Below are 13213 nucleotides of genomic sequence, written 5' to 3'. Positions count from 1 at the left end.
TCGCAAAAATCGCATTTTTCGGCACATGCGATTCCTTATCGCTATACAGTTATTTTTCATGAAGAAAGATATTCGCCTCGCAGTGGCGCACCTGGACGCACCCTTCGCGGTGTTGGATCTGGATGCCGCCAGAGCCAACGCCCAGGACATGGCACACCGTTCACGCGGTACCCCGATTCGGGTGGCCAGCAAGTCGCTCCGCATCCGCTCGCTGATCTCGGAGGTCCTCACCCTCCCCGGCTACCGCGGCATCTTGGCTTATAACCTCAACGAAGCCCTGTGGCTGTGTGAAGAGCAGGTCAGCGATGACATCCTCGTCGCCTACCCCTCCGCCCACCGCGAAGCCCTGCACCGCCTGATCCACGATGCGCGCGCCATGGAGTGCGTGACCCTGATGGTGGATTCGGTGGCTCACCTGGATCTTATTGACGCCGTGGTGCCGCCCCACGAACGCGGTGAGATACGGGTCTGTATTGATATTGACGCCGCACTGCGCGCCGGCCCCGTTCACATCGGAGCCCTGCGTTCCCCCCTGCACACGGCTGACGAGGTGCGTGAGATCGCCCGGCAGGTCCGTCAGCGCGAAGGCTTCCGCCTGGTCGGTTTGATGGCTTACGAGGGCCAGGTGGCGGGCACCACCGACACTTCCCCGGCGATCGCGGCGATGAAGGCGCTGTCCGTCCGCGAGCTGGCCGGCCGCCGCGCGAAGATCGTCGCCGCCGTCGAAGAGGAACTGCGGGTGGCGGGTCTGCCTCCGCTGGAGTTCGTCAACGGCGGTGGCACCGGCTCCATCGAAACCACCAGCGCGGAGGCCGCGGTCACCGAGATCGGCGCGGGCTCCGGCATCATCGGCCCGGCCTTGTTTGACCACTATCGGCAGTTCCAGCCCACTCCGGCGGAGTGGTTCGTCGTGCCGGTCGTGCGCCGTCCCGCGGAGGACACGGTGACGGTGGCCGGTGGCGGCCGCATCGCCTCCGGCCCGGCTGGCAAGGACCGACTGCCGGTCGTCGACTGGCCCCGCGATCTGAAGATGGCACCCCTGGAAGGCCCGGGTGAGGTGCAGACTCCCCTGACCGGCCCTGCCGCGCGCAATCTCCGCCTCGGCGACCACGTCTGGATGCGCCACGCGAAGGCCGGCGAAGCAACTGAATACATCGATACCGTGCTGGTCGTCTCGGCTGGCGAAATCATCGCGGAGTGGCCCACCTACCGCGGCGAAGGAAAGAGTTTTGTCTAATGAGCACCACCACTAAGAACCGCAAGCCCGCATACAACTCTCGCTGGGTGAACTGGTCCGGTGTCTCCACCGCCCAGCCGCGCAAGCAGGTCGCCCCGCGCGACGAGGCCGAGCTGATCCAGATTATTCAGCGGGCAGCTGCCTCCGGCGAGAGGGTCAAGCCCATCGGCGCTGGCCATTCCTTCACCTCCGTGGCGGCCACGGAGGGCATCCAGGTGAGCTTGGACAACCTGGCCGGGCTGATCCGCTTCGACCCGGAGAGGATGACCGCCCGCCTGCGCGCGGGCACCCGGCTGCGGGACGTGCCGGGCATCCTGGCTCCCCTGGGCGTGGCGCTGGCCAACCAGGGCGACGTGGATCCGCAGTCGCTGGCAGGCGCGATCGGCACTAGCACCCACGGCACGGGGCTGGGCTTCACCGGCTTCGCCGGTATGCTGCGCGCCTTCCGCATCATCACCCCGGACGGCCAGGCGCACGAGTGCTATCCAGGCGCAGACGGCATCGCCGGCGAGCTGTACGACATCGCGCGCGTTTCCCTGGGCGCCTACGGCATCATCACCGAGGTGGAGTTGGACGTGGTGGATACCTTCGTCCTCCACGCAGTGGAGCGCGCAGAGCCGAACGACGATGTGGTGGAAAACTTCGCCGAACGGGTGCGCGGCAAGGATCACCTGGAGTTCTACTGGTTCCCCGGCACCGACGTAGCCCACGTGAAGACGAACACCCGCCTGCCGGGCAACACTCCCACCAACCCCATCCCCCGCTGGAAGGAGGTGCTGGACGACGAGCTGCTGAACAACGGTGCATACCGAGTGATGAACGATCTGGCTCACCACTTCCCCTCCCTTAGCCGGCCTTTCGCCAAGCTGAGCGCGAAGACGCTGGCGCAGCGGGAGTACTCCAACGTCGCCCACGACGTGTTCGTCAGCGCCCGCCGGGTGCGTTTCAACGAGATGGAGTACTCGGTGCCTTTGGCCGATGCCCGCGAGATCCTGCGGGACGTCCAGCACACCATGAACACCTGCGGCGAGCAGGTGCTCTTCCCCATCGAGGTTCGCGCCACGGCGGCGGACGATGTGCCGCTATCCACGGCTAAGGGCCGCGAGTCCTGCTACATCGCCATCCACCGCTACAACAAGGACAGCCATCAGTCGCTGTTCCGTCACATCGAGCCGATCTTCAAGGCTGCCTCCGGGGGCCGCCCGCACTGGGGCAAGCTGCACACCCTCACCCACGAGGATCTGCTGGAGCGGCACGAGGATCTGGCGCGGGCCTGCGAGATCCGCGCGAAGGTGGATCCGCAGGGCGTGATGCGCAATGCGATGATCGATCGCGTTTTCGGGCTGGCCTAGCTCAGCTTCTTCACCCGCCGCACGCGCGGCGGGCGGTTGCGCACCATGTCCACGATGAAGACGATCACCGCGATCCAGATCAGCACGAACCCGACCCAGCGGGCGGGCTCGATGTGTTCGTTGTTCACGAACACCGCCCACAGCATCTGGATCACGGGCGTGATGTACTGCACCATTCCCAGGCTGGTCAGCGACATTTCCTGCGCGGCGCGGGCGAAGCACAGCAGCGGCAACGCGGTCACCACGCCCGCCAGCATCAGCAGTGCTGCGTGGCCTGCGCCCAGCTGCACAAAAGTGTTGGTGCCCTGGGATTGCAGGAATCCCAGGTAGATCAGCCCTACCGGCGCCAGTACAAGAGTCTCGGCGGTCAGGGACTGAATGGGCGTCAAACGAACCTGCTTTTTCACCAGCCCGTAGAACCCGAAGCTAAAGGCCAGCCCCAAAGAAATGATCGGCGGCGAACCGAGCGCGACAGTCAGAACAATGACGGCGATGGTGGCGATGCCGACGGAAACCAGCTGCAGGCGGCGCAGCTTCTCCCCCAGTACGATCACTCCCAGCAGAACGCTAACCAGCGGGTTTACAAAGTATCCGAGGGCGGCGTCCGCGACGTGGTTGTTGTTCACCGCGTAGATGTACAGGCCCCAGTTCACGCTGATCAGCACCGCGGCGGCCGAGACGATCCACCACTGACGCGCCGTGATCTCCCGCAGCTGCTTGTAACCGCGCAGCGCCGCAAGCAGCAACAGCATAAACACCAGAGTCCACACAAAGCGGTGCGCCAGGATCTCCATCGGCGTTGCCGGCTGTAGAAGGGGGAAGAATGCGGGGAAAAGCCCCCACATCAGGTAGGACAGCAGGCCCCAGATCACTTATCTAGCTCCCATCGGTCGAATTCCAATACGCCCGTAGACCGCCTCGGGGTCGGCGGGTTCCACGGCGTAGGCGCGCTGTGCGAGCTCGCGGAGCTGCTCGGGCGTGGCATGGACCAGCACACCGTCGATCCGGAGTTTGTCCGGCTCGGTCTGCGCACCGCGGGCCATCCGCCCCACCGTCTGATTAATTACATCCGCGCGGGTACGGCCCACCGCCGGCTCGGGCAGAACGGCCTGCGCAGTCGCTCCGAAGTAAAGGGTACTCACACGCATATCGAGCCCCTGCACCAGGTCGATCACCCCCTTAGAGTCCCAAGGGTGCTCCGGGTCGGGGGAAACCAGCGCCCAGCGGGGTTCGTCCCCGGTCATCTGATCTAGCTGCTCGCGTGCATGCTCCCGGTACTGCGCCGGGGTGCCGTCGAAGGGGCCGAGCTGGTCGCCGTTGATGTTCGGCGGTTTCGAGGTCAGGTCCGAGGTGCTCATGGCGATGACGCCCAGCCCCATCGCAATCAGGCACAGCCCGGAAAGCCAGGCCACCCAGGCGGGCCGGCGCGTATCTTCCCAGTCCAGCTGGCGCTGCCGCTTCTTATTCGCCTTCAACTGCTGGGGGCTGCGCCCCCGATACTGCTGCTCCTGGCTCACGGGCGTGCCTCTTCACCGGAACCCGGCGCGGCAATGCCGTTCGCATCCCGCAGCCTGTCGAGGGCCAGCTGCAGGTCCTCCGGGTACGGCGAGCGGATGGTCTTCCACGAGCCATCCGGGTGCGGAAAGCCCAGCTCCACGGCGTGCAGCCACTGGCGGGTGAGCTCCAGCTTCTCCGCCAGCTTCGGATCGCTGCCGTACATCGGGTCTCCACACAGCGGGTGGTGCAGTGCAGAGAAATGCACGCGGATCTGGTGGGTGCGGCCTGTCTCCAGCTTCACCTCCAGCAGGCTGGCCTGGCGGTGCGCCTCCAAGGTGTCGTAGTGGGTGATGGCATGTTTGCCGTCTTCACGCACGCTGAAGCGCCAACCCGCGGACGGGTGGCGGCCGATCGGCGCGTCGATAGTGCCGGAGGTCGGGTCCGGATGCCCCTGAACCAGCGCGTGATAGGTCTTGGAAACCTCCCGGTCGCGGAAGGCATTCTTCAGCACGGTGTAGGCGCGCTCGCTGGCGGCGACGATCATCACCCCGGAGGTGCCGACGTCCAGGCGCTGCACGATCCCCTTGCGCTCCGGTGGGCCGGAAGTGGAGATGCGGAAGCCCGCGGCGGCCAGGCCGGAGGTCACGGTGGGGCCCTCCCAGCCGACGGTGGGGTGCGCGGCCACGCCGACGGGCTTATCCACCACGATCACGTCCTCGTCGGAGTAGAGGATGTCCATGCCCTCCACGTGACGGGCGGGTTCTGCGGCCAGGTCCCGCGGCGGGGCGGGCAGGGTTACGTCCAGCCACGCGCCGGCAACCAAGCGGTCGGACTTCCCCACCGGCGCCTGATCCTGCAGGATGTCGCCGTCGGCCGCCAGCTCCGCCACGGCGGTGCGGCTGAGCCCCAGCAACTTGGACAAGCCGGAATCCACCCGCATGCCGGCCAGGCCGTCCGGCACGGGCATCACTCGGTTCTCGCGGGTCATCGGATCACCTCCTCGCTGGCGTCCTCCTGTTCTTCCTGTTCCTCCCGCTCTTCCCGCACGTGATTCGCCGGCTCAATGAAGAACGCATAGATCAGGTAGCAGACAACACCGACGGTGATGGCGGCGTCCGCAACATTAAAGATCGCGAAGCTACCGAAAGAAAGAAAGTCCACAACGTGCCCGTGCATGCCCCCGGGCTCGCGAAAGATGCGATCCAGCAGGTTGCCCGCCGCACCGCCGCCGATCAGGCCGATCGGTAGCGCCCCGGCCATGTAGCGCGTGCGCAGGGCCAGAACAATGCAGGCCAGGAACGCGACTAGCTGGAATATGGAGAAGATGATGGTGACGTTCGTCCCCATCGAGAAAGCCGCACCGGGGTTGCGCACCAGATAAAGCCGGAAGAACTCGCCGATGACGGGGTAGGCCCGTTGCTCCTCTAGTTTTTCGACGACCGCCCATTTAGTGATCTGGTCGACGACGATGATCCCGAACATCAGGGTCAAGGCGGCGAAAGATGCACGTTTTGAAGTCACGCTTATTCAGTCTAATGTCCGCCTGTTACGCTGTGAACTTGTGGGTATTTCTAGCAAGTCCGCGCTGGCTATTTGCAGCGCCATAGGTCTGGCCTTCACGACCGTCGCATGCTCTGAATCCGAGCAGCCGCAAGCTAAGCCGGCAGATGTGGCCGTGCCGGGCGTCAAGGTGGAGCTTCAAAGCCGCGGGGCTTCTCCCCAGGAGCCGATCGCCTGGTTCTCGCAGGAGGGCAGCCAGGAGGTCACGTACCACGCTACCCAGGGGTTCGCTCAGCACACTGTTGGTGCTGCTAAGGATGATGACGCCACCGCGTCGGCCACCGACGCCTCAGAGACGGCGAAGGAAGACGAGCAGCCGGATGTTGACGAGCTGGACTACGACGAGGTCACCATGAACCTGCCCTTGTCCGCCGAGGTCACTACCGACGGGAAGGGGCGTCAGACCAATGTGACCGTGGGCGAGCCAACCGGCACCAACGACGAGCGGAACGAGGACATCGCCACGGCCGAGGGCTTCAAGATGACCACCGAGCAGGAGGTGGACGGGCGCGCGACCTCCCGCAGCTACACGGCCCCTGACGAAGCCAGCGCCACCGCCCGCGCCAGCGTGGAATCCGCGCTGAACCAGATGAACGACTTTCCCCTGATCCTCCCCACCGAGCCCGTGGGTATCGGTGCGAAGTGGACGGTTTCCAACCGTGTGGACGGCGACATTTCGATGACCCAGAAGGTCACCTATACACTGCTGGAGCGCGAAGGCCAGGCGGTCTCGCTGAAGGTGGAGGTCTCCCGCAAACCAGCGGTAGCGACGTTGGCGCAGACCGATCTGAAGGTGCTGGACGTCGAAACTGAGTCCAGCGGGCAGATCGCTCTGGATCTAAACAAGGTGCTGCCCACTCGGGGCCACATCAACGTGGAGACAAAGGTTACCTACGGGCAGGATGATTCCCCGGTCCGCGTGGTGCAAACCTCCACGTCGAAGTCGAAGTGGACCCCTGAACAGTAATCCCCCCCAAAGAACAGTGACCTAAGCGACCTAGAGGTCCTTGCACATCGGCGGTACCTGATCCGGCAGGACGTTTTCCACCAGAGTGCAGGCCCAGCCCTGATCCAGCTTCCACTTGCCGTCCTCGCTGACGAATTCCACGTCGCTGACCACGTGTGGCTCTTGGTCGGGCACGGTCAGGTTCACGGTTGCGTTGACGTTGCCGGGGGTCAGGCTTGGCAGCACGGGGTCGACGACCTCGAGGGTCGCGCCGGACTCGGTGCGGGACTTCGTCAGGGCGTCAAAGAGCTCCGGGGCCTGGTCGCCGTTTACGACCGTGTCCACCTTTTCCTCGGTCGGAATCTCCGGGTCGACGGCGCGGTTCAGCACTCCCGACAGCTCCTCCGCCGTCGGGGTCTGGTCCTCCGCCGCCTCAGAAGACTCGGCGGTGGTGGCGGAGGAAGAGGAGGTGTTGTCGGAGGAATCGTCGTCGTTGCCGCAGGCGGAAAGGGTCAGCCCGGCAGCCAGGACGGCGGAGACAGCCGTTGCGCGAGTAAAGATCTTGGTGCTGCGAGAGTGGCGCTGGGTAGAACGCACGAGAATGCTCCTTCGATGGTTGGACAATGTGATGCTAATGATCGTGTGCAATTAACCGAGTAGGAAAATGGTGCTCGGTGGCACACTGCCGTAGACAGCTGTGCACATGGAGTACACATCCCAAAATTTGGGGAACCAGTTTCCGACTATACAAGCCATGCTGTTGCAGATGTTATTCGTGTGATTTGCGCCCGTGCGCACATGGTCCTGTCCGGGCCGTCACGTACATTGGTCACATGACTTCCAGCCCCTCGCAGAGCTACTTGCAGATCCCCGTCCTCGGCACCGGCGGCACCATCAGTTGCACCCACTCCCCCGAAGGCGACCTTGTACCAACCCTGACCTGCGCGGACATCGTCGATCAGGCTCGCGTGCCGGAGGGTTTCCAAGCCCTGCCGCACGACATCATGAGCATCGACTCCAGCTCCATCACCCTGCCCCAGATCGACGAGCTCGTCGCCCACATCGCACGCTTCTGCTCCCCCGCCCCGGCGGGCATCGTGGTACTACACGGCACCGACACGATGGAGGAATCCTCACTCGCCGCCGCGTGCGCCCTGGAGCTGCCCTGCCCTGTTGTGTTTACGGGCGCCCAGCGCCCGGGTGATGACGCCGCACCGGACGGCCCGGCCAACCTTTCCCGCGCGTTCGCCGCGCTTGCATCGGGGGAGCTTTCTGCGGGGGTTCACCTAGTTTTCGGGGATACCATCCTGCCCGCCCGCGGGGCTTACAAGGCCCACACCACCGCCGAAACAGCCTTCCGCAATGCACTGATTGACTCCGGGAAACACGATGGCGAGTCCCCCGAAACGGATGGCACCCCCCTCCCTCCGCTCCAGGTAGCGGGGCTAAACGTGCCCATCATCGGCACCTTTGCGGGCGATGACGGGCAACTCATTCGGGCGCTGCGAGAGCAGGACAAGCGGGAGCAGGGCACAAAGGTTGGCGCCAAGGTAGGTGCCGTGGACGGCCTGGTGCTGGCCGCCATGGGCTCCGGCAACATTCCCACGGCTGTCGCCGAGGAATTGGAGGCCTGGCGCGCGGAGCGCTACACGGAGCTGCCGGTCGTAGTGTGCAGCCGGGTGCCAACCGGCGGGGTTTCCTTCGTCTACGGAGGTACGGGCGGCGGTGCTCAACTGGCCCGCGCCGGTTTCCGTAGCGGCGGGGCAATGCGTCCCAGCCAGGCACGCATCGAGTTGCTCTACGAACTCGCCCGCGCTCGCTAGTCCCCTCTCAGTTTCTAGTCCTCCGCCAACCCGTCGAGATCCCAGGCCAGACTGTCCAGCGGGTTGGCAGGGCTTAGGTCTTCGTCGTCAATGCGGAAGGTGCGGGTCTTCCCCGGGCCGGTCGCGGCGGTCTCGAAACGCACGCTGACCACCCCGTTGCCGGCTCCCTGCACCCACCCGTGCCCGAACTCCACGTGCGATACATCCTGGGTGGCGTGCCACACGGGGCGGGCCGTGGTGGCGTCATCGCCCAACGAACTAAACCCCACATCGCTATCGGTGGGCGCGGCGATGGGCACCGGCGGGCCGTCGAGTTCGGGGAACAGCAGCTCCTGGCGGTCGGCCACCAGCCCAGACACGCTCACCCCGACCAGGCGAAAGGCACCGGCCTGCTCGGGACGTGGCATCAGGCGCTGAGCGAGGGCGAAGATCTTGTCGAAGTCCTCCGTCGGCGCGGGCAGCCCGGCGGACTTCGTGTGCAGCTGAAAGTCGGTGGTGCGCGTCTTGACCGTCACGGTACGCGCGGCGCGGCCATCCTTCAGCAGGCGGCGGTGCATGGCCAGGGCAGTCTCGTGCAGCACGCGCATGGCCTCGGCGGTGGTGCGCGCGTCCACCTGCAAAGTCCTTTCCGCACTGACCTGCTTGGCGGGCGCGCGGGGAGCAACAGGCCGCGGGTCGTCGCCGGCAGCCATGCGCTGCACCTCCACCCCAACCGAGCCCAGGGCACCACGCACGTCCGTGGTGTCGGCGGCAACGAACTGGCCGATCGTGTCGATCCCCATGGTGTGCAGCTTGCCCTGTGCGACCTTGCCGATCCCCCACACGTCGCCGACGGGACGGTCGGCAAAGACCTCCATGCGTGCCTCGGGCGGCACGACGAACACTCCGTGGGGCTTGGCCAGGTCGCTGGCCATCTTCGCGTCCAGCTTGGTGGCGGCCATGCCGACGGAAGCGGGCAGGCCGGTCTCCTCCTCTACCCTGGCCTGCAGGTTCTCGGCCCAGGCGCGGGCCTCCTCGGTGCTTTCCAGCCCCTGCGGCTCGGCGAAGCCCTCGTCCACGGATAGCTGTTCCACCACGCCCGCGTGGGCGCGGATGACTTGGAAGATGCGGCGGGAGGCGGCCGCGTAAACCTCCTTGCGCGGCCGGACCACCACGGCGCGGTTGTTGCACAGGCGCACGGCCTGCCCCATCGGCATCGCCGAGCGGGCGCCGAAGGCCCGGGCCTCATAGGAGGCACCGGCGACCACCCCACGGCCACCCAGGCCGCCAACCAGCACCGGCCTATCGCGCAGGGTCGGCCGGGTGAGCTGCTCGACGGAAGCGAAGAACGCATCCATGTCGATGTGAGCCACCCAGCGCATGCGCTTACCCTGCGGGTCTTTCTTTAGGACGCCACCGCGATGTCAGCCGAGCAGCCGTCGGCGACGTCGTGGCTGAGCTGCTCGCCGACGACAACCTTCACGTCCGTGGCCAGCACTTCCTTGGCGATCGCATCCGCGTGGGCGCTCGCCCACTCTTCCTTGTCTGCAGGCACGGAAAGGGTCAGGTGGATCCGGTCGCTGATCTGCAGGTCGGCGGCCTTGCGGGCCTCCTGCAGGCCGCGCACGCGGTCGGCGGCCCAGCCCTCGGCCTCCAGCTCCGGGGTGGTCTGGGTGTCCAGCACCACCAGGCCGTCCTGGCCGGAGACCTCTGCCGTGTGCTCCGGCTCGGCAGCCACGAGCTTCCGAGTGAACTCGCCATCCTGCAGCTCGATGCCGTCGGCGGTAACCACGCCCGCGTCGTCGACGGTGTAGTTGCCGGACTTCACGGCCTTGATGACGCGCTGGACGTCCTTGCCCAGACGCGGCCCTGCCACGCGGGCATTCACCACGACCTCGAAGCCGCCGACCTGGGCGACGTCCTCGGTCAACTCGACCTGCTTGACGTTCACCTCGTCGGCGATGATCTTCGTGAAGTCCTCTAGCGCGCTGGCGTTCGGCAGTGCGACGGTTAGCTTCGGCAGCGGCAGGCGGTTGCGCAGCTTGTGTGCCTTACGCAGGGAGCTCGTCGCGGAGCTGACGGCGCGCACGGCATCCATAGCGGCGACCAGCTCCGCATCGGCGGGCAGGTTCTCGGCCTTCGGGAAGTCCGCCAGGTGCACGGAGCGCTCTCCGGTCAGGCCACGCCAGATCACCTCGGTGGTCATCGGCAGCAGCGGAGCTGCCGCACGGCACAGGGTCTCCAGCACGGTGTACAGGGTGTTGAAAGCCTCGGGGTGGACGGCGTCGCCCGCCCAGAAGCGGTCGCGGGAGCGGCGGACGTACCAGTTGGTCAGTGCGTCGCAGAACCAGCGGACCTCGTCGCAAGCGGTGGCGATGTCCGTGTTGTCCAGCGCATCGGTTACGCCCTGCACCGTGTCGCGCAGCTTCGCCAGGATGTAGCGGTCCAGCACGTTAGTGGAAGACGTATCGTACTGCGCGGGCTGGGAGGCGTAGAGGCGCAAGAAGGAGTACGCATTCCACATGGGCAGCATCGCCTGGCGCACGCCCTCGCGGATGCCCTGCTCGGTGACGATCAAGTTACCGCCGCGCAGGATCGGCGAGCTCATCAGGAACCAACGCATGGCGTCGGAGCCGTCGCGGTCGAAGACCTCGTTGACGTTCGGGTAGTTGCCCTTGGACTTACTCATCTTCAGCCCGTCATCGCCCAGCACGATGCCGTGAGCCACGACCTTCTTGAAGGCCGGGCGGTCGAACAGCGCGGTGGACAGAACGTGCATGGTGTAGAACCAGCCACGGGTCTGGCCGGAGTACTCCACGATGAAGTCCGCCGGAGAGTGAGTATCGAACCACTCCTTGTTCTCGAACGGGTAGTGCTTCTGCGCAAACGGCATGGAGCCCGACTCGAACCAGCAGTCCAGCACCTCCGGCACGCGGCGCATGGTGGACTTGCCCGTCGGGTCGTCCGGGTTCGGGCGGGTCAGCTCGTCGATGTCCGGGCGGTGCAGAGAGGCCGGCTTGCGGCCGAAGTCGCGCTCCAGCTCCTCCAGGGAGCCGTAGACATCCATGCGCGGGTACTCCTCGGAGTCGGAGACCCACACCGGGATCGGCGCGCCCCAGTAGCGGTTGCGCGAGATGTTCCAGTCGCGCGCGCCCTCCAGCCACTTGCCGAACTGCCCGTCGCGGATGTGGGAGGGCATCCACTCGATCTGCTCGTGGTTCAGCTCCACCATGCGGTCGCGGAACTTCGTCACGGCCACGAACCAGGACGGCAGAGCCATGTAAATCAGCGGCTCGCCGGAGCGCCAGGAGTGCGGGTAGGAGTGTTCAATCGTCTGGTGGCGCAGCACGCGGCCAGCGGCCTTCAGATCCTTGATGATCGCCTTGTTCGCGTCGAAGACCAGCTGACCCTGGTATTCGGGAGCCAGGGAGGTGAACTTGCCGTCCATGTCCACCGGGATCTCCAGGTCGATGCCCGCTGCCTCGCAGGTGAACATATCGTCCTCACCGAAAGCCGGAGCCTGGTGAACCACGCCGGTACCGTCGGCGGTGGTGACGTAGTCGGCGCACAGCACGCGGAAGGCACCCGCCTTGAACTGGCTGCCTACGCCGCCCTCGCTACCCTCGCCGGCGCCGGCCTTCTCGCCCGCACGCTCCGCGAAATACCCGAACAGCGGCTCGTAGGTCATTCCCTCCAGCTCCGCGCCGGTGAACGTTCCCAGAACCTCGGCCTTCTCTCCGAGCTCCTTGGCGTATGCCCCGCGCAGGTCGTCGGCCAGCACCACGGTCTTGCCGTGCATGCCCTCCGCGCCGTCGGCACCGGCGGCGTCATCCCCAATCCGCACCGTGGCGTAGGTCACCTCGGGGTTAACGGCCAAAGCGAGGTTCGCCGGCGTGGTCCACGGGGTGGTCGTCCAGCCGATAAATGCGGCATCGGCGAGCTCCGGGTGCTCGGCCAGGGTCTTCACAGAGGCCGTGCCCTCGGTCGCACCGGTGATCGGGAAGGTCACCGTGATGGTCGGGTCCTGGCGCATCTTGTAGGAATCATCCAGGCGGGTTTCCTGGTTGGACAGCGGCGTGTGCTCCGCCCAGGAGTACGGGAGAACGCGGAAGCCCTGGTAGATCAGGCCCTTGTCGTAGAGGGTCTTGAAGGCCCACATGACGGACTCCATGAAGCCTGGGTCCATCGTCTTGTAGCCGTTGTCGAAGTCCACCCAGCGCGCCTGGCGGGTGACGTATTCCTTCCACTCGTCCGTGTAGCGCAGCACGGAGGTGGCGCAGTACTCGTTGAAGGAGCGCATGCCCATCTCTTCGATGCCAGCGCGGTCCTTGATGCCCAGCTGCTTCTCCGCCTCCAGCTCGGCGGGCAGGCCGTGGCAGTCCCAACCGAAGACGCGGGCGACCTTCTTGCCCTGCATGGTCTGATAGCGCGGAACAATGTCCTTAACGTAGCCCGTCAGCAGGTGGCCATAGTGCGGCAGGCCGTTGGCGAAGGGCGGGCCGTCGTAGAAGACGTATTCCTCGTTGCCCTCGCGGGAGCTAACGGATTCGTTGAAGGTGCCGTCCTTCTCCCAGTACTTCAGCACGTTCTCTTCGAGTGCGGGGAAGGCGGTCGAACCGCCGTTGGACATATCGACGCGCGGGTAGGCGCCGCCTGCTGGGGTTGCTTCGCTCATGGTGTGCTACCTGTTTCTTCGCTCTTTTTAGTGACGCCCACAGTTTCACTGTCGGCGACGTTCTCGCTAAAAAAACAGGGACGCATCGGCTAAAAAGCCTTGCGCGGTACCACCCTGATTGGCGTAATTCATGATACGCCCTCT

11 protein-coding genes are annotated in these 13213 nt (G+C 65.6%); 4 read left to right on the top strand and 7 right to left on the bottom strand.

From position 1 onward, the window contains the following. Positions 1-58: 58 nt before the first annotated feature. Complete coding sequence (locus HMPREF3166_RS09420) at positions 59-1237, top strand: amino acid deaminase/aldolase (RefSeq protein ID WP_070489021.1); 1179 nt, start codon at positions 59-61, stop codon at positions 1235-1237. Further along, on the top strand, positions 1237-2589 hold the full coding sequence (locus HMPREF3166_RS09415) for a D-arabinono-1,4-lactone oxidase (protein ID WP_070489019.1): 1353 nt from the start codon (positions 1237-1239) through the stop codon (positions 2587-2589). Before HMPREF3166_RS09420 ends, HMPREF3166_RS09415 begins: the two co-directional genes overlap by 1 nt. Here HMPREF3166_RS09415 and rarD read toward each other — a convergent pair. From rarD to lspA, 4 genes are read right to left on the bottom strand one after another with little or no spacing between them, the layout of a single operon-like run. Further along, the gene (gene rarD / locus HMPREF3166_RS09410; protein WP_070489016.1) at positions 2586-3461 is read right to left on the bottom strand and encodes an EamA family transporter RarD; all 876 of its coding nucleotides are present in this window, start codon (positions 3459-3461) and stop codon (positions 2586-2588) included. The two genes, HMPREF3166_RS09415 and rarD, sit on opposite strands and share 4 nt — an antisense overlap. Next, on the bottom strand, positions 3462-4106 hold the full coding sequence (locus tag HMPREF3166_RS09405; RefSeq protein WP_035005442.1) for a hypothetical protein: 645 nt from the start codon (positions 4104-4106) through the stop codon (positions 3462-3464). It lies immediately after the preceding gene. Further along, complete coding sequence (locus HMPREF3166_RS09400) at positions 4103-5074, bottom strand: RluA family pseudouridine synthase (RefSeq protein WP_193393339.1); 972 nt, start codon at positions 5072-5074, stop codon at positions 4103-4105. Before HMPREF3166_RS09400 ends, HMPREF3166_RS09405 begins: the two co-directional genes overlap by 4 nt. Then, the gene (gene lspA, locus HMPREF3166_RS09395) at positions 5071-5607 is read right to left on the bottom strand and encodes a signal peptidase II (protein ID WP_070489186.1); all 537 of its coding nucleotides are present in this window, start codon (positions 5605-5607) and stop codon (positions 5071-5073) included. The genes HMPREF3166_RS09400 and lspA overlap by 4 nt, the downstream gene beginning before the upstream one ends. A gap of 40 nt (positions 5608-5647) precedes the next feature. On the opposite strand from lspA, the gene HMPREF3166_RS09390 reads away from it, so the two are divergent. After that, complete coding sequence (locus HMPREF3166_RS09390) at positions 5648-6613, top strand: DUF6263 family protein (RefSeq protein ID WP_246816986.1); 966 nt, start codon at positions 5648-5650, stop codon at positions 6611-6613. 30 nt (positions 6614-6643) lie between these two features. On the opposite strand, the gene HMPREF3166_RS09385 is transcribed toward HMPREF3166_RS09390, so the two are convergent. Then, entirely contained in the window at positions 6644-7189 is a 546-nt protein-coding gene (locus HMPREF3166_RS09385; RefSeq protein ID WP_035005445.1) for a WKL family lipoprotein, read from the bottom strand. 236 nt (positions 7190-7425) lie between these two features. On the opposite strand from HMPREF3166_RS09385, the gene HMPREF3166_RS09380 reads away from it, so the two are divergent. After that, positions 7426-8415 (top strand): asparaginase, encoded by a 990-nt coding sequence (locus HMPREF3166_RS09380; RefSeq protein ID WP_070489013.1) that lies wholly within the window; start codon positions 7426-7428, stop codon positions 8413-8415. 14 nt (positions 8416-8429) lie between these two features. Here HMPREF3166_RS09380 and HMPREF3166_RS09375 read toward each other — a convergent pair whose 3' ends face one another. After that, on the bottom strand, positions 8430-9776 hold the full coding sequence (locus HMPREF3166_RS09375) for a DNA polymerase IV (RefSeq protein ID WP_070489010.1): 1347 nt from the start codon (positions 9774-9776) through the stop codon (positions 8430-8432). A 23-nt stretch (positions 9777-9799) separates the two neighbouring features. Then, a complete protein-coding gene (ileS, locus tag HMPREF3166_RS09370; RefSeq protein ID WP_070489007.1) occupies positions 9800-13069 on the bottom strand; it encodes an isoleucine--tRNA ligase in 3270 nt (1089 codons plus the stop codon). Positions 13070-13213: the final 144 nt, after the last annotated feature.

Origin of the sequence: Corynebacterium sp. HMSC08A12 (assembly GCF_001807485.1) — a bacterium.
Classification (GTDB): Bacteria; Actinomycetota; Actinomycetes; order Mycobacteriales; family Mycobacteriaceae; genus Corynebacterium; species Corynebacterium evansiae.
Note: the sequence above shows the minus strand (reverse complement) of the source record. Positions and strands in the feature narration are given on the sequence as shown.